The 20620-nt window shown below is 70.7% G+C and carries 24 protein-coding genes; 12 read left to right on the plus strand and 12 right to left on the minus strand.

Annotated features, from left to right (window positions below):
• Nucleotides 1-633, plus strand: a 633-nt coding sequence (locus ACFVWU_RS39205) for an AraC family transcriptional regulator (protein ID WP_387630149.1), incomplete at its 5' end; no start/stop codon positions are given.
• Nucleotides 634-753: 120 nt separating this feature from the next.
• Here ACFVWU_RS39205 and ACFVWU_RS39210 read toward each other — a convergent pair.
• Nucleotides 754-1263, minus strand: coding sequence for a DUF6262 family protein (locus ACFVWU_RS39210; RefSeq protein WP_387630152.1), 510 nt, complete (start codon nucleotides 1261-1263; stop codon nucleotides 754-756).
• 8 nt (nucleotides 1264-1271) lie between these two features.
• The gene (locus tag ACFVWU_RS39215) at nucleotides 1272-2087 is read right to left on the minus strand and encodes a hypothetical protein (protein WP_387630155.1); all 816 of its coding nucleotides are present in this window, start codon (nucleotides 2085-2087) and stop codon (nucleotides 1272-1274) included.
• 6 nt (nucleotides 2088-2093) lie between these two features.
• On the opposite strand from ACFVWU_RS39215, the gene ACFVWU_RS39220 reads away from it, so the two are divergent.
• On the plus strand, nucleotides 2094-2795 hold the full coding sequence (locus tag ACFVWU_RS39220) for a hypothetical protein (protein WP_387630158.1): 702 nt from the start codon (nucleotides 2094-2096) through the stop codon (nucleotides 2793-2795).
• Nucleotides 2796-3013: 218 nt separating this feature from the next.
• On the opposite strand, the gene ACFVWU_RS39225 is transcribed toward ACFVWU_RS39220, so the two are convergent.
• Nucleotides 3014-4258 carry an IS110 family transposase gene (locus tag ACFVWU_RS39225; RefSeq protein WP_387630161.1) on the minus strand — a complete coding sequence of 415 codons (1245 nt, stop codon included), beginning with the start codon at nucleotides 4256-4258 and terminating at the stop codon, nucleotides 3014-3016.
• An 879-nt stretch (nucleotides 4259-5137) separates the two neighbouring features.
• On the opposite strand from ACFVWU_RS39225, the gene ACFVWU_RS39230 reads away from it, so the two are divergent.
• On the plus strand, nucleotides 5138-6415 hold the full coding sequence (locus tag ACFVWU_RS39230) for an IS110 family transposase (protein ID WP_387630164.1): 1278 nt from the start codon (nucleotides 5138-5140) through the stop codon (nucleotides 6413-6415).
• Between the two features lie 89 nt (nucleotides 6416-6504).
• Entirely contained in the window at nucleotides 6505-6930 is a 426-nt protein-coding gene (locus ACFVWU_RS39235) for a hypothetical protein (protein ID WP_387630165.1), read from the plus strand.
• Between the two features lie 81 nt (nucleotides 6931-7011).
• Here ACFVWU_RS39235 and ACFVWU_RS39240 read toward each other — a convergent pair whose 3' ends face one another.
• Together ACFVWU_RS39240 and ACFVWU_RS39245 are read right to left on the minus strand one after the other, a co-directional pair.
• Nucleotides 7012-7656 carry a response regulator gene (locus ACFVWU_RS39240; protein WP_387630168.1) on the minus strand — a complete coding sequence of 215 codons (645 nt, stop codon included), beginning with the start codon at nucleotides 7654-7656 and terminating at the stop codon, nucleotides 7012-7014.
• Between the two features lie 50 nt (nucleotides 7657-7706).
• Nucleotides 7707-8873 (minus strand): sensor histidine kinase, encoded by a 1167-nt coding sequence (locus tag ACFVWU_RS39245; RefSeq protein WP_387630171.1) that lies wholly within the window; start codon nucleotides 8871-8873, stop codon nucleotides 7707-7709.
• 167 nt (nucleotides 8874-9040) lie between these two features.
• Here ACFVWU_RS39245 and ACFVWU_RS39250 point away from each other — a divergent pair, with 167 nt between their 5' ends.
• Nucleotides 9041-9409 carry a hypothetical protein gene (locus ACFVWU_RS39250; protein WP_387630174.1) on the plus strand — a complete coding sequence of 123 codons (369 nt, stop codon included), beginning with the start codon at nucleotides 9041-9043 and terminating at the stop codon, nucleotides 9407-9409.
• Nucleotides 9410-9631: 222 nt separating this feature from the next.
• Nucleotides 9632-9796, plus strand: a complete 165-nt coding sequence (locus ACFVWU_RS39255) for a hypothetical protein (RefSeq protein WP_387630176.1) — start codon at nucleotides 9632-9634, stop codon at nucleotides 9794-9796.
• Between the two features lie 377 nt (nucleotides 9797-10173).
• Here the strand turns inward: ACFVWU_RS39255 and ACFVWU_RS39260 are convergent, their stop codons facing one another.
• Nucleotides 10174-10416 carry a hypothetical protein gene (locus ACFVWU_RS39260; RefSeq protein WP_387630178.1) on the minus strand — a complete coding sequence of 81 codons (243 nt, stop codon included), beginning with the start codon at nucleotides 10414-10416 and terminating at the stop codon, nucleotides 10174-10176.
• A gap of 104 nt (nucleotides 10417-10520) precedes the next feature.
• On the minus strand, nucleotides 10521-11333 hold the full coding sequence (locus ACFVWU_RS39265; protein WP_387630181.1) for a phytanoyl-CoA dioxygenase family protein: 813 nt from the start codon (nucleotides 11331-11333) through the stop codon (nucleotides 10521-10523).
• 450 nt (nucleotides 11334-11783) lie between these two features.
• Here ACFVWU_RS39265 and ACFVWU_RS39270 point away from each other — a divergent pair, with 450 nt between their 5' ends.
• From ACFVWU_RS39270 to ACFVWU_RS39285, 4 genes are all read left to right on the plus strand, one after another.
• A complete protein-coding gene (locus tag ACFVWU_RS39270) occupies nucleotides 11784-12863 on the plus strand; it encodes an IS630 family transposase (protein WP_387630183.1) in 1080 nt (359 codons plus the stop codon).
• A gap of 62 nt (nucleotides 12864-12925) precedes the next feature.
• Entirely contained in the window at nucleotides 12926-13750 is an 825-nt protein-coding gene (locus ACFVWU_RS39275) for an NUDIX domain-containing protein (protein WP_387630186.1), read from the plus strand.
• 123 nt (nucleotides 13751-13873) lie between these two features.
• A complete protein-coding gene (locus ACFVWU_RS39280) occupies nucleotides 13874-14914 on the plus strand; it encodes a replication-relaxation family protein (protein WP_387630188.1) in 1041 nt (346 codons plus the stop codon).
• Nucleotides 14915-15040: 126 nt separating this feature from the next.
• Nucleotides 15041-15493 carry a hypothetical protein gene (locus ACFVWU_RS39285; RefSeq protein ID WP_387630189.1) on the plus strand — a complete coding sequence of 151 codons (453 nt, stop codon included), beginning with the start codon at nucleotides 15041-15043 and terminating at the stop codon, nucleotides 15491-15493.
• A 181-nt stretch (nucleotides 15494-15674) separates the two neighbouring features.
• Here ACFVWU_RS39285 and ACFVWU_RS39290 read toward each other — a convergent pair whose 3' ends face one another.
• The 3 genes from ACFVWU_RS39290 to ACFVWU_RS39300 form a co-directional block, all read right to left on the minus strand.
• Nucleotides 15675-16022 carry a hypothetical protein gene (locus ACFVWU_RS39290; RefSeq protein WP_380614892.1) on the minus strand — a complete coding sequence of 116 codons (348 nt, stop codon included), beginning with the start codon at nucleotides 16020-16022 and terminating at the stop codon, nucleotides 15675-15677.
• Nucleotides 16023-16144: 122 nt separating this feature from the next.
• Nucleotides 16145-16351, minus strand: a complete 207-nt coding sequence (locus ACFVWU_RS39295; RefSeq protein ID WP_380614891.1) for a hypothetical protein — start codon at nucleotides 16349-16351, stop codon at nucleotides 16145-16147.
• A gap of 88 nt (nucleotides 16352-16439) precedes the next feature.
• Complete coding sequence (locus ACFVWU_RS39300; protein ID WP_387630191.1) at nucleotides 16440-16646, minus strand: hypothetical protein; 207 nt, start codon at nucleotides 16644-16646, stop codon at nucleotides 16440-16442.
• A gap of 302 nt (nucleotides 16647-16948) precedes the next feature.
• Here ACFVWU_RS39300 and ACFVWU_RS39305 point away from each other — a divergent pair, with 302 nt between their 5' ends.
• Entirely contained in the window at nucleotides 16949-18283 is a 1335-nt protein-coding gene (locus ACFVWU_RS39305; protein ID WP_387630192.1) for a hypothetical protein, read from the plus strand.
• A gap of 748 nt (nucleotides 18284-19031) precedes the next feature.
• A complete protein-coding gene (locus ACFVWU_RS39310; protein ID WP_387630194.1) occupies nucleotides 19032-19715 on the plus strand; it encodes a hypothetical protein in 684 nt (227 codons plus the stop codon).
• A 254-nt stretch (nucleotides 19716-19969) separates the two neighbouring features.
• Here ACFVWU_RS39310 and ACFVWU_RS39315 read toward each other — a convergent pair whose 3' ends face one another.
• Complete coding sequence (locus ACFVWU_RS39315) at nucleotides 19970-20446, minus strand: SAVMC3_10250 family protein (RefSeq protein ID WP_387630196.1); 477 nt, start codon at nucleotides 20444-20446, stop codon at nucleotides 19970-19972.
• Nucleotides 20443-20619 carry a transposase gene (locus ACFVWU_RS39320; RefSeq protein WP_387630199.1) on the minus strand — a complete coding sequence of 59 codons (177 nt, stop codon included), beginning with the start codon at nucleotides 20617-20619 and terminating at the stop codon, nucleotides 20443-20445. Before ACFVWU_RS39320 ends, ACFVWU_RS39315 begins: the two co-directional genes overlap by 4 nt.
• Nucleotide 20620 lies beyond the last annotated feature (1 nt).

Below are 20620 nucleotides of genomic sequence, written 5' to 3' on the forward strand. Positions count from 1 at the left end.
CAGCCGAGTACTTGTACGTCCCCAACGGGAACTCCTGTTCTCCGGATCATCACGATCCAAGTGTCCAGGGTGTCCACGTTCCGGGGGAAACCTCCGCTGACCCTGCCTGACCTGATCCACCTGCCGGCAGACCCGAGCCGCCACCCCGAACTGCACGCGGCGGTGCAGCTCCTGGCCTCCGAGGTGGGCAATCCCCGCCTGGGCACCGCCGCCGCCGTCCCCGCGCTCCTGGACACACTCCTGATGTATATCCTGCGCATCTGGCTTGCCGAACCGCCCACCCACGGCAGCACCACCGGCTGGGCCGCAGCACTCAACGACCCGGGGGTCACCGCCGCCCTCCACGCCGTCCACCGAGACCCGACAGCCCCCTGGACCGTGGCGAAACTCGCCGCGGAAGCGGGCCTCTCCCGAGCAGCGTTCGCCAGGCGCTTCACCTCGATGATCGGTCAACCGCCCCTCGGCTACCTGACCTGGTGGCGGATGACCACGGCAGCCCGCCTACTGCAGGCGACGGAAGTGCCCTTGAGATCCATCGCTGCCCAGGTTGGATACACCTCCGAGTTCGCCTTCGCCACCGCGTTCAAGCGCACGCACGGGCTGGCCCCCGGCGCATACCGGCGGATGAGCTGAATCGGCTGAAAAGACCGTGAGCACGTTCACCTGTACGCGACTGGGTACATTCCGGTGTACGCCGACAGCAGCCGACCCGCACTCGTAGGAGCGGGTCGGCGGGGCGACCCTGAGGCCAAATCAGTTGCGCTGGTTGAGGGCCCGGGTCAGGTCCCGGTTTGCTGCCCGTGCGGCGTCGAGGTCGGCTCGGGCCTCTTCCAGAGCGGCAGTTAGCTCGACGTTGTGCTGTTCCAGCCGGGTGATCTGCCGCTGGAGCTCGTCCATGTCGGCGGGTGCGCCGAGGCCGGACTCGCGCCAGGCCCGCTCGCCCAGAGCCTGCGACAAACGCTTCTCCAACTGCTGGATGCGAGCGGTCAGGCGGGTGTTGCGGGCCTGCTCGTTGGCGAGGTCGGCCTGCAGCGAGGCCCGGCTGACGGCCGAGGCGGCGGCCGGGTCCTGGCCGGGTTCGAGCTCAGCGGCATGGACGAGCCCGAGCAGGTCGCGGTGCCGGTAGAGGAAGGTGCGGTCCACTCCGGACTGCCGGGCAATGGCGGAGACGCTGATCGGGGTGCCGTTCTTCGCGGCGTTCTTGATCGCTGTGGCGACGCGCTGGCGCCTGCGGTCGGTGTCGGCCTGTCGGCCCTCGCGCATCGCGGGGATCATCCGGCCCTCCAAGGTCGGACGTCGGGCATGGGCTGGCGGACCTTCGGCAGGCCGAGCATGACGGTGCGTCTGCGGCGGACCACGGCGACTGCCTCCTCGATCTGGGCGCGGTCCTCGGGCGTGAGGTCGTTCAGGTCGGCCTTGACGCGGTTGATCAGCCGGCGGACGCGGCGGATCTCTTCCTCGGACGGCATGGCATCGGAGCGGGCCCAGTCGTCGGCCTCGAACGCGGACATCAGCCTCTCCCGGCTTCGCAGCAGGTCGGCGAGGTAGCGCTCCAGGTCCGGCAGGTAGGAGACGTCGGTGCGGAAGTGATCGCAGCCGACGCAGCGGAACCGGAGCGGGCAGGCGTGCCCGCCGGCCTCGACGTTGGACGGTTCCAGACAGATGCCGTAGGCGGTGGCGACCTCGCCGATCGCCCGGCGCACGTGCTCCGACTCCAGCAGCCCCTGGACCCTGCGCCAGACCCGGTTGCCGTGCCGGTCGAACTGCAAGGCGGTCACCCGGTCCACGGCCTCGCGCTTGCGCTCCTGACTTATCTGATAGTAACCCTGAGTAGTCGCTAGCTGGCGATGGTCCATCAGGACTTGCAGGACCTCCGGTGCGACGCCGGCGTCCGCGTGACGTTGGGCGAAGCTGTGCCGGTAGGCATAGAGGAAGATTTTGGACTTGTCGAAAGGCTTCAGCCGCAGCTGCTGCTGACCCTCCTCCTGGACGACGACCGGGACCAGGAACTCCGGCAGTGAGTCGACCCAGGCCCGGTGGGGGTCACTGATCGTGGTGATCGCCTTCTTGCCTTCCGGGTTGGCCACCGGGCGATGCGCCGCGCCGCGTGCACCGACCCGGTCGTCCGGTTCGGCGAGCCGGACCGCCTGGACGACCTGGACCCGACGTTCGGTGAGGGCTGGCTGCTGGATTCCTGGGACGACCCGCAGGCCAAGGACGTCCACCAGCCGCTTCACCGGGGCCGGCCGGTCGGCTGGACCGCACCGCTGCCGGACGGCCTGTGGGGAGCGGCCGGACACATCGCCGCCGAGCACCAGGGCGAGCAGGCCGCCCGCATCCTGACTGGCAGCGCCAGCGGGGCCCGCACCCACCGCTCCACCGGCGAAGCCCTGGACGCCCTGCTGCGCTCCCACGCCGAGCGCGAACGCACACCCCGGGTGCCGACCCTGACCCTGGGCCCGGCCACCGGCCGAAAGAATCCCACCGACCGGGGCCTGGGCACACCGGAGCGCTCCTACGCCCTCGGCGACGGCCTGGTCCACCTCACCTGGCCGACCGCCCCGAGCGTCCAAGCCCTCGAGCAGCGGGGCCGCCTGGTCGGCTGGACCGAGGTCTACGACAACGACGGCTCCTGGATCGTCCTCATCAACGGCCACCCCGTCGCCGACGCCGCCGACAACCTCCCCCTGCTCTCCACCAACCCCAACGACGCCCTCACCCTGCTGCGCCTGGCACTGGAACGGGACTTCGGCAGCATCCCGCCCGGCTGGGTGCTCCCCCGCCCCGTGGGGTGATCCCGGGCACGGACAAACCGGGAGGACAAGGCCCTTGACCGGGGCAAACCGGGCAGGACAAGAGGGCTGGTCAAGGGGTGCGGCCAGACCGCGGACAAGGGGGCGGCGTGCAGTGTCGGCCGCACCCGGGCGCCCGCCCGGGTGTCGGGGTCGGCCACCGCGCCAGGCCCGGGCTCGTCCTGACGGAAGGCCACCCGATGACACCCCCTGTGTCAACCTCACACTGCTTGAGCGAACTGTTGCGGTGGCGTGAGACGTTGCAGTCCGCCGTGCCGGTCGGGCTGGTAGGGCTCGTGGTTGAGCCAGCATCGGTGGATCACACGGATCCAGGCTCGGGCCAGGACGCGGATGGCGTGCGGGTGGTCCATGCCCCGGTCCCTGGCCCGTTGGTAGATGTCAGCTGCCCACGGGCTTTCGTGGCGGCTGTTGTCCGCGAAGGTCGTCACCGCCTGGCGCAGGCGCTTGTTGCAGGCCCAGCGATAGGAGACCCCGCGCATGCGTCCGGAGGCCTTGGTGACCGGGGCGACGCCGGCGAAGGCGGCGATCGCGTCGGGACCGTCGTAAGCCTGGCGCGAGTCGCCCCACTCCGCCAGGATCTGGGCGGCGTTCACGCGCCCGGCTCTGGGCAGCGAGGTGAAGATCCGGCCGTCGGGGTGCTGGGCGAGGTGGGCGTCGACCGACCGGTCGAGGTCCTTCTTGACGGTGCCCAGGGTCCGCAGCACGGTCACCAGGGCGATCACCGAGTCACGGCCCGCCTCGGTGTGATGCTCCGCGATGACGCCGGACGGCGCCGAACGCAGACGCCTGACCAGTTCCTCGGCAGGACGCCGGCCAGAGTATCCGTGCTTGACGCAGAACGCGGCCATGCGCTTCTCACCCAGGGCCGCGGCGGAGGCCGGGGTCGGGTAGCGGGTGAGGAATTCCAGCGCGATCGGCGACTCCACGTCCTTGAACAGCACCTTCGCGCCCGGCCAGAAGGCGTCCAGGAGCGCGGAGAGCATGTTGGTGGCCATCACCCGCAGCCGCACGACGTCGTCGCGGGTGCGGACCACTCTGCGGAGCGCCTTGGTCTCCGGGGAGAACGGGCGGGCCGGGCTGAGCTTGTGGTGCCGCAGCCGCAGGTACTCGGCGATGACCATCGCGTCCCCCGGGTCGGACTTCGCCCCGGAGAGGACCTCGGCGTCCCGCCAGGCCTTGATGGCGTTGGACTTCACGGGCACCACCGGGTGCCCGGCCTCCAGCAGGAGGTCCACCAGGCGCCCGTCAGGCCGTTCGATCGCCACCGGTATGTCCTCGGCGGCGCCGAGCCTGCCGAGCCTGCGGACCAGGTCGGCGAACCCGGCGGCGGTATGGGTGACGGCGAACTCGGTTTTCACGCGGCCGGCTTCGGTCAGGACGCAGACCGCGTGCTCGGCCGATCCCCAGTCGATCCCGACGTAGTACGCGCTCTCGGGCAGTGCCACAGCTCTCCTCGTGCCTATCAGCGACAGGCCGGTGACGAAGCTGGTCCCCGGGCGGTCACTGACTGGCGCTCTGCGGCGCGTCCCTCTGTTGCCGGTCGACAGCTCCGGAAGAGCCGGGGGCGGCAGTGTCATCGGGGCCCTCGAAGAGCGACCGCCACAGGCCGTCACCCCGGCTCTCACCGGCATCTAACCATGAGCACCCAACTGGCGCCCACAGAAAGGATGGTGGACCAGTGACCGCCACCACCCGCCCGGCGCCCAACCCCGGCGACGGGGACCAGGGCGCCGACCACCCGACCGACCGGCTCGCGAAGGCCTTGCCCGGCCGGGACAAGGGCCCCGGCGCCGCCCCTGCGGGCACCTCCGCCGGCACCTCCGTGCCCCCGGCGGCTGCCCGGCCCGTTTCCGCAGGCCAGCGGCCCCGGTCAAGGGGCCTGGGGCGTGGCGACAACCCTAATCCGTAGTGAAGGCGGCTCCAGATCGTCCCGGTCGGGGCTTGGGGTCTGCCTGGTGTGACGGACACCTTCCTTACTCCTGGCCAGTGAGGCCTTGACGAAGAGCGGTGCTGTCACGTTGGTGGGTTTCGTGGTGGTCGCGTGGGCGTCGGGCTGATGCCTACGACAACCCAGACCTGCGAGGTCCGTAGAAGAGAGCGGTGCGGCCCGGCGTCCTCGGGCTGCCGCGAAACCCACCCGAGATCGTGTTTCCGTGGTCGTGGTGCGAGCCCGTTCCAGGGATGACTCCTTCTTCTGGGATCCGCGAGCCTTCGAGCTCTGGTGCAGATGGGGGCCCCTGGGGCGCGCTGGTGTCATGAACGGCTACTGAGATGGCGGACCGAAGAGTCCTGGGATTAGGGCGCCGCGTGGCCCGCATGTGCTCGTGACCTGTAAAAACAGGCAACGTTGGGAGAGTCGGTTGAAGATCTTCTGCGGTATCGACTGGGCCGAGTCGCACCACGACGTCGCGCTGGTCGACGACACCGGCGAGTTGCTGGCCAAGCGCCGGATCACCGACGACGCGGCCGGCTACCGGATACTGCTGGACCTGCTCGCCGAGCACGGCGACAGTCCGGCGGAGCCGATCCCGGTGGCGATCGAGACCAGCCACGGCCTGCTGGTCGCCGCCCTGCGCACCGGCCTGCGTCAGGTGTTCGCGGTCAACCCGCTCGCCGTCGCCCGCTACCGCGACCGGCACGGCGTGTCCCGCAAGAAGTCCGACCCGGGCGACGCCCTGGTCCTGGCGAACATCCTGCGCACCGACATGCCCATGCACCGACCGCTGCCAGCCGACTCCGACCAGGGCCGGGCCGTCACTGTACTGGCCCGCGCCCAGCAGGATGCCGTCTGGAACCGGCAGCAGCTCGGCAACCAGATCCGCTCGCTGCTGCGCGAGTACTACCCGGCCGCTCTGGAAGCCTTCCAGAGCAAGGCGGGCGGCCTGGCCCGGCCGGACGCCCGCGCCGTGCTCGCCGCGGCCCCCACCCCGGCCAAGGCCGCGAAGCTCTCCCTGCCCCAGCTGCGGGCAGCGCTCAAGCGCGCCGGCCGCCAACGCGGGATCGACGCCGAGGTCGAACGCCTGCGCGATGTGTTCCGAGCCGAGCACGCCCGCCATCCCAGTACCGTCGAGGACGCCTTCGGCCACCAGCTTCTCGCCCTGCTGAAGCAGTTCGACGCGGCCTGCCGAGCCGGAGCCGATCTCGCCGAAGCGGTCGAGGCCGCCTTCCGCGAGCACCCGGACGCCGAGATATACCTCAGCTTCCCCGGCCTCGGCGTCCAGCTCGGCGCCCGCCTCCTCGCCGAGATCGGCGACGACCGCACCCGATTCACGGACGCCCGCGGCCTCAAGGCATACGCCGGCTCCGCACCCATCACCCGGGCCTCCGGCAAGAAGAGCTACATCGGCAGACGCATGGTCAAGAACAACCGACTCATGCACGCCGGCTACCTCTGGGCCTTCGCCACCCTCACAGCCTCGCCCGGCGCCGACGCCCACTACCGCCGCCGACGCGACCACGGAGACTGGCACGCCGCCGCCCAGCGCAACCTCCTCAACCGCCTCCTCGGCCAGCTCCACCACTGCCTCCAGAACCGACTGCTCTTCGACGAGAACCATGCCTTCACCTCCTCCGTCACCTCGTCGATCCCGACTGCTGCTTGACTCCATAGCTCCCTGAGATGTCTCTTCCCCCCGCTGCTGAGGTGCGGTGGAAGCGGGGTTCGACCGAACCGGTGCGGCGTGGGGTCCTGGTGTCGCTCGGCCTGTTTCAGCGCGCCACCGGGCGGGAGTTGTGGCATCTGGTCCTGCCGGGCCAGCGGAACGACAAGGCCACCCGCGACGCCCTGGTCGACCTGGACGCCGCCGGGAGGGGGCGGGAGGAGCTGCGCCTGCCGGACAACCGCAAGCTCTGGTGCCTGACCGCGGCCGGCCGCCGCGAGGCCGCCGGACTGCTCCCGGCCGGGGCGAAGCTGTCCGCGCTGCGCCCAGCCCACGCGGCCGTCCGACTCCAACCACCACTGCCGCGCCACCGCGTAGCTGCGCTGCCAGGTGATCGGCCAGGCCGGGCGCCACCACGGGTCGATCTTCTCCAGCGCGGTCCGCCGCTCTGGATCGAGCGCCCCGGGCTCGCCCTCAGGCACCTCGGCTGCGGCTCACTTCATGACCTTGGGCTTTAGCCATAAAGCCTGATGTTCAGGTCGTAGCTCTACGGGAGGCCCACCGTACGGGCAGGGGCCATGGGAGCACAGAGGTGTCGGTCAGCTGACGATGCCGTGTTCCCAGGCCCAGGCTGCGATCTCCACGCGGTTGCGGGCCGGTAGTTTGTCCTGGATCCGGCTGAGATGGCTCTTGATGGTGCTGAGGGAGAGGACCATCTGCTCGGCGATCTCGTTGTTGGTGCGGCCGCGGGCGACCAGGGTCACGACCTTGAGTTCCTGAGGGGTGAGGCGTCGCGCCGCGGCGGCCGCGGTCTCGGCACGGGACGGCTTGTTCAGGTGCTCGAGGAGTCTGACGGTGACGGACGGCGAGATCAGGGAGTCGCCGTTGACCGCGGCGTGGACCGCCTCTACCAGCAAGCGGGGGCCGGAGTTCTTGACCACGAAGCCGCTGGCGCCGGCCCGCAGGGCGCCGTAGACGTATTCGTCCAGGTCGAAGGTGGTGACGATGACGATCTTCGTGTTGGATGCTGCCGCGCCCTGCTCCTGACGCAGGCGCTTCGTCGCTTCGAGGCCGTCGAGTTTCGGCATGCGGATGTCCATCAGGCAGACGTCGGGCTTCAGCCGGCGTACGGTCTCGACGGCCTCGAGGCCGTCGGATGCCTGGCCGATCACGGAAATGTCGTCCTGACTTTCCAGGATGAGTCGGAATCCGGTCCGCACCATTTCCTGGTCGTCGGCGATCACTACTGAGACGCTCAATGCGGGTTCTCACTCCGTACCTTGATGGGCATCGATCACTTCATGGGTATCGATGCCGACAGTTCCCAGCCGCCCTCGGGCATGGGGCCGCAGGTGAGCTCGCCGCCCAGCTCGGCCACCCGCTCCGACAGGCCGATCATGCCGAAGCCGCTGTGCCGGAACCGCCCTCGGCTGCGGTGCTGTCCGGTGGCGTCGTCACGTACGCGGACGACCAGCCGGTCTCCGTCGGTTCCCAGCATGACGTGCACGGTGGTGGCCGTACGGGCGTGTTTGCGGATGTTGGTCAGGCCTTCCTGGACCAGCCGCTCGACCGACCTGGCCAGTTGTGGTGACCAGGTGGAGCTGTCCACGTTGTCGGCCTTGTCGAGCCAGGCGTGCTGTCCGGGTGCCGGGAAGCGGTGGACGAGTTCCTCGATCGCCGTCATGGCGGGGGTGACCGGTGCCGATGTCCTGGGACCGCCGGGTTCGCGCAGCAGGCGAACCATGCGGCTCATGGCCACCAGCCCTTCCTGACCGGTCCGTTCGATGTTGGAGAACAACTGGCGGGCCGTGGCCGGGTCACGCTCGGCGGTGTGCTCTCCAGCCTGGGCCTGGACGACCATGGCCGTGACGTAGTGGGCCACGTGGTCGTGCAGGTCACGGGCGAGGTCCAGGCGTTCGGACTGGCGCACCCGCTCAGCGGTGGCCTGGCGCCTGCCGTCCTCGGTCCGCAGATAGCCGCCCAGCAGCACGAAGCCCACCGGCAGCAGGGTGAACAGCTTGTCGATTCCGTCGAGTACGGGCAGATCCGACAGCGTCGGGGCGCGGTCGGCAAGGCGCACCACCGCCACGAACAGCGGCACCGCCGATGCGGCGAGCGGCAACGGCCGTCCGTATCGGCAGGCCACGCACAACAGCATCAGGAGTCCGATGAGTTCGGCCCATCCGGGGGTGCGCTGCAGCACGGTGCGCTCCACCAGTGAGGTCGTCAGCAGCGAGACCGCGGCCGCGGTGACGGACAGCGCGCAGGCCGTCCAGTGCCGGCCAGCCCGGTACGCCGGCACTGATCCGGCGGCCGTGACCAGCGCGAGGACGCCGCTGGCGACGACCGCGAGCCCGATGCGGCTGTGGCTCACCACACCTGCGTCCAGGACCAGGAGCAGCGCGCCGACGCACGCTGCGGCGACGGCGTCCGGTGCGGGGCGCAAGATCGGCAGGGGCATGGAGAGGAGGATAGACGACCGCTCGCGGGCCCAGCGGGCGGGAGGAGGATACGTACTTTCGGCCGATGCCGCTCCCGGGAATGCGGCCTTTCGGCTGCTCCGGGCTTGCCGGACGCAGCCCAGAATGATCCGCGTACCAAACGGCCAACGTGTCATCAGGAGGCGCCGTGAAGTTCCCCGGATCCCGTACCTACGTCAAGTCACTGCTCGTGACCGGTGTTTCGGCCATGGCAGCGGTGTCACTCACCGGCTGCGGCCTGTTCGGCAAGAGCTGGGACGTGAAGATGGAGGTGACCGGCCCCGGGGCCGCCAACGTCAGCTACAGCTTCTCCGGCGAGACCAAAGCGAAGACCGCGGCGCAGCAGCGGTTGCCCTGGACCAACGCGCAGAACGTCGGTTTCGGTTTCAACGACCTGGCAGTCAAGGGCGCGGATCCCGGCACGGTCTGCAGCATCTACGTCGACGGCAAGCTCAAGGATCAGCAGAAGCCTGACGCCAAGGGCAACCTGTCGTGCTCCGTCGATCTCAAGAAATGATCGGATAGGCCGGACTCGGATACCTTCGGTGTCCTTCGGCCGGCGCTCTCGTCAGCACGTGGACCTGTCGCTGACCGACGCGCTCGACAACCGGGACGGCGACGAGCTGCTGGCCGTCGAGCGGGCGGAGGCGGATCGGGCCCGCCGGGCGCGGGAGGCGGCGGAGCGGGAGCGGCGCCGTCCGGCCTGCCGCCGCTGCTCGGCGAAGTTCTCGGATGAGCGGTGGGGGAGAAGGAACGGGGCTGGAACGACGACGGGCTGTGCGCCGGCTGCCGCCAGGCCGACGCCGACCGGAAGGCGCTGGAGGCCGTCGAGCGCGAGCGGTCCGCTGCCGAAGCCGCGGCCGCCGAGGCGAAGCGCACCGGCTCCTGGTGGCGCCGGTCCTGACCCGGCCCCCTCCCCGGTGCAGGCCGCTGACCTGCACTGGGGAGTTTCGGCACCCCCGCTGACCTGCACTGGGGAGTTTCGCCCCAGGGCCGGTGAGTTTCACCCCGGGCCGCTGGTGAGTTTCGCCTCGGACCCGGTGAGTTTTGGGCGTCATCGCAGGTCAGCGGCCGGTTAGAACGGACTGCGGTACGCCGTCCGGGTGGCGGCGGGATTCGGCGGGATGGCGAGGTGGGCAGAGCCTGCGACATGACGACACCCATCACCAGGCGCCGCCGCCGGCGCTGCCCGGCCGCGCCCACCGCGTCCGCGCCCGTCTCCCCGGTCCGCGCCGGATGACCGCTAGTGCTGCTCCGCGGAAGTTCGTGGAGGGGCGTTGATCAGATGGCCGATCCGCTGAGGTAGAGGTCGCCCGCGCAGTCCAGGGCTTCCTCGGGGGAGCCGGCGGGCAGTCCGCTGGGCAGGATGTTGTCCTTGTAGCTGTCGCTGCTGGCCAGGTAGAGCGCGAAGGTGTGCAGCACGCCGGTGAAACGCGGGCGGCACAGCGGGAGGCTGTGCCCGCTGGGCAATTCGGCTGCGACGTAAGCAAATCCGGCGCGGAAGCGGACTGCGATGGCGTACACCTGCGGCCAGCGCTCGCGGCCATGGCGGCTTAGACGCTGGCGCAGTTTCGGTATTGCGGGACGCGGATGGCCCCTCACGGTTTCGTGAGGGGCCATCCGCATGTCTATCCGGCGCTGCGGCCGGTCCCGTCCCCGTCCGGACCGGGGGCGTCCTGTCCCAGGCCCCGGCGGATCGCGATCTCCACGGGTGAGTACGCGCCGTCGGCCCGCTCCAGTTCGTACGGCGCGGCCGGCATCAGCGGCGGCTGGGCCATGAAGCGCGGCCGCACTCCGTGGTGCGGTTGCGCCGCGTGCACCAGGAACGGATGGCACAGGAAGACGTCGCCCGGGGCCCCGGTGGCGAGGGCGACTGGCCGGTGGTCGGACGCCGCCACCAGATCGGGCGCGAGGGTCAGCCCGCTCGCCCCGTCCTCCCCGTACTTCTCCAGCACCTTCGGCACGTCGAGGTGTGAGCCGACCCGGATCCGGGTCGGGGCGTCCTCCTCGCCGACCTCGCTGAACAGGAACAACATCAGCAGCGCCCGGTCCCGGGAGCGCAGATTCGTGAAGTACCAGCTCTCGCCCTCCGGCAGATAGCTCCCCTCGATGTGCCAGCCCGCGTCATCCGGCTCCTCCTCGTGCGGGAAGCGCAGCGGGAACGTGCCCAGCGAGTAGCGCGGCTCCCAGCGTCCGGCACCGACGAGCAAGTCGTACGCGTGCTGCAGGGACGGGGAGTTGGGTGCGGCGGCGAACGGTCCCTGCGCCATGCCGGCGACCCAGTGCACGGGCTGCGTCCACGTCGACGGGTCGTCCGGGTCGCAGCCCGTCTCCCGCCACAGAAGCCGCGCGCAGTCCACGGCCACGCGCGGCGCTACGGCGCCCTCCAACTTCACGAAGCCGTCGCGGAGGAAACGGGATACCAAGGTCGTGTCATCCATGCCCCCATCGTGCGGCAACACCGGCCCCGGTCACCCGACATTCCCCGCACCGCCTTTGTCGGGTGATCACCGAACCCCTTCCTGCCCCTCGTGGCCGGGAGCGACCGCCCTGCGCACGATGTCGACGACGGGCGGACACTCCGGGTGCACGAGGCGCCCGGAAAGTCGAGCGGCAGCGGTCGGCCTGGCTCTCCCATCGAATAGCAGCAGCCGGTTGCCGCTTCTCGTCGGCCACGCCTCGTACTCAGGTAGCACCTTCCGCTGGTTCCCTGGCTTCACGAGGCGTAGGAAGTGATCTCCGAGATCGGGGGAACCACCGCGATGTATGCCGCTCTTCATCGCAGGTCAACGGATTGTGTCGGTTGGCCATGGTGCTGCATTGATTCCGGAGGGTTCTTCGGCACGGGCCCATCCGCCGGGTGCGGCACCGGCCCGCCATGATCGTTGGCCGTGACGGGTGGGCAGCGGGCGGGGACGGCGGTTGCGGTGGTGCTGGAGGCGGACGTCCGCGAACGGTTGGTGCGGACGGCGGCCTCGGCGAAGTCTGAGGTGCGGGCGGTGTTGCGGGCCAAGATCGTGCTCGCGGCGGTGGACGGGCTCGCCAACGGGGCCATCGCCCGGGAGCTGGAGGTCAGCGTGAACACGGTGCGCAAGTGGCGTGGGCGGTTCGCGGCCCAGGGCATGGACGGGCTGCGCGATGCCGGACGGTCGGGACGGCCGAGATCGTATGGGCCCGAAGTGCGGGTCGCGATCGTGGCCACCGCGACCAGCGCGCCACCGCATTCGGAAGCAACCTGGTCGCACCGGGCCATCGCCCAGAAGGTGGCCAGCACGTGCTTCGCGCCGGTCTCCGCTTCCCAGGTCGGCCGGATTCTGGCGGATCTGGACCTGAAGCCGCATAAGGTCCGCGGCTGGCTCACCCGCCGGGACACCCCCGACTTCTGGCAGTGCGCCGCCGATGTGTGCGTCCTCTACCTCGACCCGCCCGAGGGGGCGGTCGTCCTGTCCATCGACGAGAAGACCGCGATCGCCGCCCGCTCGCGCCGCCATCCCGGGCGGCCGGCCCGCCCTGGCGAGCCTGCCCGCCAGGAGTTCGAGTACCGGCGCCATGGCACCGCCTCCCTTGTCGCCGCTTTCGACGTCCGCATCGGAGAAGTACTCACCGAGGTGATCTGCCGCAACGACGCGGTGACCTTCACCACCTTCCTGGACCAGCTCGACCGGGCGATCGCACCCGACAAGGAGATCCACGTCGTGCTCGACAATGGCTCCTCACATACCGCCAGGCACACCAAGACCTGGCTGGCCGCGCACCCGCGCTGGCACGTCCGCTGGACCCCGCCGCACGCTTCCTGGCTCAACCAGGTCGAGCTGTTCTTCTCCGCCCTGACCCGCCGGGTCCTGCGGCACGGCGACTTCGCAAGCCGCGACGACCTGATCGACAAGCTGGAAGCGTACGTGATCGGGCACAACGAGACCGCCAAGCCATACCGCTGGACCTACGACGCCACCCCACTCAAGGCAGCCTGATCAACACCCCTCAACGAACTTCCGCGGAGCAGCACTAGCCCCGGCCCGGCCGGGCAGCGCCGGTGCTGCCGGACCTGGTCCAGCGAGCACCTGCCCCCGGGCGGGGTGGTCGTCCGCACCACCTGGCACGAGCCGGCCTGCCCGGCCTGCGCCCGGCGGTGACCGCCAGCACGGTGGCCGGGCCGGTCCGGGTGCGGGTGTGCGCGGTGCTGGTCCACGACGGCCGGGTGTGTCTGATCCGCCGCCAGCGGGAGGCCGGCCTCCCGCACTCGCTGCCCGGCGGCGTGGTCGAGGCCGAGGACGGCGAGGACCCGGCCGACGCGCTGCGCCGGGAGCCGCGCGAGGAGCTCGGCCTCGACCTGGCCGTGCTTCCCGACCCGCCGGTGCTCCGCTTCGTCCAGGACCAGGAGACCGAGCGGCCGGGCGAGAGCGTGCCGTTCCGGCGCCGGCACCTGGTCTTCACCGCCCACCTGCCCGCCCACCTGGCGGCGGCCGTCGCCCAGGCCGAGCAGGACGACCCCGACCAGGCACCGGTGGTGTGGCTGCCGAGGGCTGACGCGGCCGACCTCCACCTCTACCCGGCCATCGGCGCCGTCCTCGCCGCGGCCCAACACCACCGCGGAAGACCCGGTGCTGCCCCCGGCGATGACCGGCGCGTCCTACCAAAGACGTTGACTGCGCCCACGCCCATGTTCCTGCTGCCCGGCAGACGGCTGCTGAGTCGGAGCCGTGCCAGCGCGAGGGCAGTGCTGGAACAGACCCTCTATCGGGACGGGCCTGGTGCGGCAGGGGTCAGGGAGATCCCCCTGAAAGCACTCGCGCCCAACGGCGTTCTCGTGCCCGGGCGGCTCGTGCGGCGTCTGCGAGAGCATGTAGCGGCTCGATGAAGGCGACCGCGTCGTTGATACCGCGGTAGGTCAGCTCGGTCTCCAGAGTGTCCAGCGCCCACCAGGACGGGATGCTGTCTCCGGTTGCATACCGGTGAAGCCAGCCTTCCGAGGTCCAGCGGAATGTCGCGGGATCAATGCGGCGCTGCCTCAGGAGGTCCAGGAAGCCTTGCCCAGCCCGACGACAACGACGACCAGGCCGACGCCGTCGAACCGGCCGAGCCGTCCCGGCTGGGACGGACCGCGTACCGGCGCGGGTCTGCGAACCCGAACGGCTCGACCAACGCCCTGCGCGGCGACATCCTCGGCGCGCTCGGCGTCCTCAAGGTCGCCACCGCCGACCAGCTCCAGCGGCTGCTGCGCCCCGGGGCGGCGTCGAACAAGGCGATCCGGCAGGCGCTCGGCGACCTCGCGCTGCACGGCCTGGTCGCCTCCGACGGCAACACGAAGGACCGGCACAAGACCTGGCGGCTGGAGGGTACGGCCGGACTGGAGGCGGCCGGGCAGGTGCTCGGCCTTCCCCGTTCCGACATGGGCGGAACGGCGCGGGGCGCCGGGCGCTCCGGTGCCCAGCACGCGATGGCGGTCAACGAGACCGTGCTCGCCTTCGTCCTCGGCGGCACCGCGTCCGGGGCCGCGGGCGGGGCGGGCACCGTGACCGACTGGGCGACCGAGGTCGAGTTCCCGCTGCCCGGCGGCAGGCGCAAGGTGCGCCCGGACGCGGTGTGGCGGGCGGCGGAGATCGGGGTGCCGGTGCTGATGGTCGAGGTCGACCGCTCCACCATGGCACCGGAGCGGGTGGCCGCGAAGTTCACCGCCTACCGTGAGCTGTTCCGCACCAAGGTCCGCGACAACGACCCGGCCCTCGCGGACGAGGAGCCGGCCGACCGGACGGTGCACTGGTGGCGCCGGGCCTACCCCGGGCACACCCGCGTCGGGTACCCGCCGGTCGCCTTGGTCGTCACCGACGCCGGACCGGTCGCGCTGGCCAATCGGCAGGAGGCGGTGGCTGAGCTGTCGGCTGAGTGCTGGATCGGGCAGCGGTACACGGTGCGCCGGGACGATAACGACGGGGACGGCTGGCGGGTCTACGACGACGCCGTCCCGGTCGTCGCGACCACCCTGGAGTTGCTGGCCGAGCACGGCCCGCTCGGCCCCGTGTAGTGGCGCTTCGGCCGCGACGGACGGCATTCCCTGATCGAGGCGCTGGACAACCCGGACAACCGCGCTGCCTACGACCAGCGCCAGAAGGCCCGCGAGAATAAGGCCCGCCAGGCTCACCGCGAGCTGATGCAGGCCCTGGCCTGCGTCGACTGCGGCGACATCCCCGAGCAGGAGAGCACCTGGGAGTACGGGCTCCACGGCCAGTGGACCCGCCGTCCCGGCGGCCGCTGCTGGCCCTGCCACCAGAAGCGGAAGGAGCGGCTGGAGCGGGAGGCCGAAGAGCAGCTGGAGGCCGCCCGCACGGCGAACGCCGCGCTGTGCCCGTGCTGGACGTGCCGGGGTTCGATCGGTGGGAAGGAGGGATCGGAGCTGGAGTTGCGCCAGGAGGCCGGCTCGGACCGGCTGGAGTGCCCGGGGTGTGTGCGGGCTCGCGCCGCCAAGGATTTGGGCCCGCTGGTACTGCCCGCGCCGGCCAGGCGGGAGCTGGTGGCGGCGCTGGTGGCGGTGCCGGATGATCCGTGGTGGGAGGCACGGGTGCTGCACGCGAAGCTTTATCCGCCGAAGGACCGGGGGGCGTGACCGGGCGGGGGCAGGTGTCGTGGCTGGTGCGGGTGAGCGTGGCGGTGAGGGCGCGGACGGCGGATTGGGCGTCGGCGGGTTCGTCGCCGCTGGGGACGAGGGCACCGAAGGCCCGGCCGTCCGGGCTGGACGTGCCGGGTTCGATCGGTGGGAAGGCGGGCTCGAAGTCGGAGCTGCGGGGCTATGTGTCGAGGAGGTGGCAGTGCCGGCCTTCGACGTGGAACGGCAGGTCGGCGAAGCCGGAAGCGGGCGCGACGAAGTCGCACAGGACGACGGCCTCGCCGAACTTCTGTCGAATCCTGAACTCTCCGTGTACGGGCCCGTGCTCAGGCAGGTTGCCGTGGACGATTTCGCAGCTGCCGAAGCCGTCCCAGCGGCCGACGGGGCTGGTGTCCGCCCTGAGGTTGACGCAGGCGTACTCGGGGACGGGCCCTGTGGTGACTGCGGTGGCCGTGGCGGCGGGGCCGGCCAGTGCGGCCGCGGTAGCGGCCACCACCAGGGCGCGGGCGGTTCGTCGGGTGATGCTCATGAGGCTTCGGTGCCTCTCTGTGCGTGGGGGGTCGCCGGGGAGCCCGGTGGGCTCACCGTCCCCGGGCCCGAGGCGGCGTAACGTCCGACGACTCGAACGCCACTCGAACAGCTCCGCCTGCCTCAGACCCCCGCCCCCTCCTCGGCCCGGGTCAGGTCGGCGTCCGCCGCCACGGTGGCCGACCGCGGCGCCCCCGCCGACAGCACCAGCATCGCCACCTGCGCCAGGCGCAGAAGCAGGCTGCCGCCCGGGCCGCCCGGGCCCGCGAGCGGGCCACCCGCATCCTCGCCGAGGCATGCCTGGCCGTCCTTGCCGTCACCTGCACCCACCGCCCCACCACCGACACCGGCAAGGCCCGCTCGCCGGCAGCACCTGCGGGAGGACTGCCAGCGGGCAGTCGATGCGTTGCGCGCCCACTCATTGCTGGTCGAGGCCGCTGCCGGCGGCGATGGCCGGTGGAAGGTGGAGGAGAAGCTGCGCGTGGCGGTGCCCCAGGTGCAGGTGGTGGTGCGCCGCGGTGAGGCCGGCCACGAAGTTGTCCGCGAGTTGGTCGGTGGCAGGAGGGGTCGGCCAGGCAGGTCGCGTGTCGGAACCCGGCGTCCAGGCCCGCTGATCAGCCGTCACCGATCACCCGAACGCCGCTCCAGCCGCCCGTGCCTGTCACGCGCGGTCGATCATCCCGGGGTGGTTCGCCTGCAACCGGTGGTCGGCGTGGCTGGTCCAGGTGTGGATGTCCGCATCGGACGGGGCGCTGGACGCCGGAAGACGACGTCTCGCGCACCTGCCTGCCTTCTGTCTCGACTACGGCCCGCAACCTTCCGCTACTTAAGGTGGCGGGAAGGGTACTCTCTGTGTGCGTACTGGTCGGAGGAACGGCTCCGGACGAGCCGGCGACCGTCCCGGCCCGGGATCCTGAGGGAGCGTTAGTGAGTACAGCACAGCGGTACGGGGACCTGGAACTCCGCTTCACCACCGACCTGTTCAACATGTGGGGAAACCCCGACAACGGACTGGCCCAGAACGCCTGGACCGTCTGGAGGGCCTCTGACGGGGCCCTGTCCAGCGGGCACAAGATCGGTCCGATCAAGCAGAGCGGACAGGCCGGGATCCTGCAGCTGCGGGACCTCTCCGCTGACAAGACGCTGCTGCGCCCGCCGGTGCGGTGGGAGCGGATCGCGGAGCTTCCGTCCGGGGACGGCTTCCGGTGGGCGGTGTGGCGTCCGATCGCCCCGGACAGCTACGTGGCCCTCGGCGACACGGTCTTCCGCTTCGACGTCAGCCCCGAGCAGTACCCCGACTACGTGCGTGAGACGGCGTGCGTCAAGAAGACCCACAACGGCCGCTCCTATGTCCGCGAGGGCGAGTGCGGCCACACGCTGGTCGAGCATGGCGGCCTGCGGCTGGTCTCGGTGGTCGTGCCGCCCTACCCTGACGGAGACCTGGAGGAGCACCTTTACCTGAACTGCGGCAACTTCACCGCGGTCACCTCCCCGGGCATTCCCGCGCCGACCCCCACCACCTGGGTGCTGGACCTCCCGGCAGTCATCGAGAAGCGGGACGGGCCCGAGATCCCCGTTATGACCTCCCACGACCGCCCGCCGGTCCAGACGGCCGTCTCCGACCGGACGGTCACCGTCCCCTACTTCCTCGTCGACGACCAGGGCCGGCCGGAGCCGTGGAAGGTGGAGAACTCGCCCTTCTACAAGATCCGCCGCAAGCGCCACTACGAGCTGATCATCCACCGCGACAACCGCAACGGCTCCGAGCCGCAGCCCGAGCTGGAGTCCGTCACCAGCGGGGTGACCGCCGAGAGCAGCGAGGCGTTCAGCGAGAGCACCGGCATCACCGTCGGCATGGAGGTCGGCGTCGAGGCCGGCTCCAAGCCCTTCGGCACGGGTGCCCCCACCACCGTCCAGACCTCCGTGTCCGCCACCGTCGAGCTCGGCTACGAACGCCGCACCGGCGTGGCGGCCATGCGCGAGGAGACCAAGACCCGCGGCCTGATGGTTCCCCCGCACAGCTCCGCGTGCCTGTGGATGGAGCACCACGAGATCGTCCCCATCCGCGCGAACGGGGAGACCCTCGGTCCCCGGGCCACCATCGGCTTCAACACCGACCACTACGTCACCGGCCAGTACCCCAGCGACGCCGGCGCCACCTACGTTGAGGAAGCCATCGACGGCGCTCGCACCACCAAGGCCGCCCACAACCTCCCGCTCGGCACGCAGGAAGCGCAGCCCACTGCCGTCAACGCCGAGTAGCGCCTGAACCAGCACACTCGGATCTGGGCGGGCCGCTTGGTCCGCCCCTTCGCCGTTCCCGCCCCGGCGTCTACAGCTCTCCCCAGCCGCATGGCCGTCGGCCGCCGTCTCGAGTGGGTGCCGGATCGGCGCGGTCGGTCCGTGCTGCACCAAGTCCTCGATGCGGGCGGCGCTGGCCGGGATCAAGCGGACCCAGAAGCGGCCCGGCCTGCGCTGGGGGCCGTTCACCGGGGGAGGGCCGGTTCCCTTTATCAGGCCCGCCCGGGGCGGCACCAGTTGAGCCCGAGTGTGGCAAGCCGATCGGGCCGAGAAGGCCGGCCAGGGCCGGTTGGAGTGCCCCAAGTGCGTGCAGGCCCGCGAGGCAAAGGACTTGGGCCCGCTGTTGCTACCGGTCGCGTCCAAGCGGGAGCTGGTGGTCGCGCTGGTGTCCGCCCCGGACGATCCGTGGTGGGAAGCACGGGTACTGCACGCCAAGCTCTACCCGCTCAAGGACCGCAGCGGTCGGTCGCGCGACCAGCCACCCGGCTGGGCAGCAGACGACCCAACCCCTGCACCAGCAAGAGATTCCCGGCGGGAAGTGGAGAAACCCACCGGGCGGTAGTCCGGCCCTTGGGATAGTGGGGCCATGACAGAGGCGGGCCCTGAGGGCCGGGAACGTGCGGGCGAGGGGCGACGGAAGCGGCTGGTCGCCTCGTTGATCTCCCTTGGAGCGGTAGCGCTCGGTGTCGTGCACACCGTCCGCCCAGACATGAAGATCGACGGGGCCACGTTGGTTCTGGCCGCGATTGCCGTCATACCGTGGCTGGGTGACCTGTTCGAGAGCATCGAACTGCCCGGTGGTGCCAAGCTCCAGTACCGGCACCTGCAAGAGCGCGTGGAAGCAGTCGAGCAGCAGGCCGCCGAGGCACGGCTGGCAGTGGGCGACGCCAGCCGCCAGGCGCGGGTCGCTCTGGTAGCCACCAGTGAAGGCACCAGAAGTCCCGAAGCCGGACTATCCGTCGACCGCCTCGTCCGCGAGTACACAGCCCTCCGGCGCGATGAGCCCTCGGGCCCGGCACGGACCTACCGCCAGGAGCAGATCTTCGCCGAGCTGGCCAGACTCACTCCGCAACTGGCCGACTTCGACATCGCTTCGGCCCTCGGCGCCGACGACGGCGGCACCCGGCTGGCGGCCTACGCCCGGCTCTACGCTCTTCCCGCGGAGGAGTTTTTGCCCGCTCTTGTGGACGCGGCCTGCTCCGAGGCGTTGCCTTTCAATCAGTACTGGGCCTTCCACGCGACCGGTTCGATCGTTGATGCCGCCGGGCCGGGGAACGTGCGGCTCGCGACGCTGCAACGTCTACGGGCTGCCCTTCCGCGGCTTCCCCAGGACAGCGACCGGGCAGGGGCACTGCGCGCGGTCATCGGACGGCTGGAGAACGCGACGGGCTGACTCCTGGCGATCGGCCGAACCGGTCGCCGGCACCACTGCCCAGCCCCTCTACACCGCCCTGGAGCGCGCCGGCCTCTACGCGCTCACCGACGATGACCACCAGGCCGTCCGAGACCTCACCCACCACCTCGAACCCGCCACGCTGCGCCAGGTCATGAGCTGGCTGGAGCGCACCCGCACCGCGGCCCTCGCACTGCGCGGCGAGCAGGCCCCGCCCCAGGCGTGGCCGGCTGCCCCGACCGAGCTCAGCGCGGTCAATGTCCGGGAGGAGTCCGGCGAGGCAGCAGACGCCGCCTGCTGTGTGAGTGCCGTTCGGCATGCTCAACATACAGTGGGGTCGCAAGCACGCCGGGAGGTCCGCCAGGAGTGGGTATCACTGCCAGGACCCGGGCGTGCCCGCTCAACCGCATCGGCTCGGATGCCCACTGATCATGTCCGTGGTTCCCGAACTGCGCAGTTCGGCAGAGAACCCAGAGCCCATAGGCGAGTCCGTCGTCGATGCCGACTGGTGGAGCGAACTCGCCGGTTGCGGCCTCGTCGGGCAGTTCGGCGAGGTGACGGGCGTAGGCGATGACCGCTTCCAGGTAGAACCAGCCCACCCGCTGTTCCGGCGCCTGTCCTGACTGCCAGCGATCGAGGACGTGCACGGAGGAACCCACGAGTACGAACGGCGGTTCAGCGTGGGTGGTGGCGAAATAGGGCTCTTGTGCTGGATCTGTGGGTCGGATCATGTGAGTTGGCGTCGGGGCAGGGCGGGGCGGTTGCCGCCGAGGCAGAGCATGACGAGGGCGATGACGGCCTCGGCGGAGCGAAAGCCGAAGCCTCTGCGGATGATGAGCCTGGTCTTCGTGTTCGTGGACTCGATGAGTCCGTTGCTCAACTCCTCGACGATCGCGTGCAGGATG

Source organism: Kitasatospora sp. NPDC058190, from assembly GCF_042883685.1.
Classification (GTDB): domain Bacteria; phylum Actinomycetota; class Actinomycetes; order Streptomycetales; family Streptomycetaceae; genus Kitasatospora.

Excerpts from the sequence above, each read along its gene's own strand:
- ACFVWU_RS39285 (WP_387630189.1), top strand. The coding sequence starts at position 15,041 with ATGCAGGCCCTGGCCTGCGTCGACTGCGGCGACATCCCCGAGCAGGAG.
- ACFVWU_RS39265 (WP_387630181.1), bottom strand. The coding sequence starts at position 11,333 with ATGGATGACACGACCTTGGTATCCCGTTTCCTCCGCGACGGCTTCGTG.
- ACFVWU_RS39280 (WP_387630188.1), top strand. The coding sequence starts at position 13,874 with ATGTCGCGGGATCAATGCGGCGCTGCCTCAGGAGGTCCAGGAAGCCTT.
- ACFVWU_RS39310 (WP_387630194.1), top strand. The coding sequence starts at position 19,032 with ATGAAGATCGACGGGGCCACGTTGGTTCTGGCCGCGATTGCCGTCATA.
- ACFVWU_RS39210 (WP_387630152.1), bottom strand. The coding sequence starts at position 1,263 with ATGCGCGAGGGCCGACAGGCCGACACCGACCGCAGGCGCCAGCGCGTC.
- ACFVWU_RS39245 (WP_387630171.1), bottom strand. The coding sequence starts at position 8,873 with ATGCCCCTGCCGATCTTGCGCCCCGCACCGGACGCCGTCGCCGCAGCG.
- ACFVWU_RS39315 (WP_387630196.1), bottom strand. The coding sequence starts at position 20,446 with ATGATCCGACCCACAGATCCAGCACAAGAGCCCTATTTCGCCACCACC.
- ACFVWU_RS39290 (WP_380614892.1), bottom strand. The coding sequence starts at position 16,022 with ATGAGCATCACCCGACGAACCGCCCGCGCCCTGGTGGTGGCCGCTACC.
- ACFVWU_RS39220 (WP_387630158.1), top strand. The coding sequence starts at position 2,094 with ATGCGCCGCGCCGCGTGCACCGACCCGGTCGTCCGGTTCGGCGAGCCG.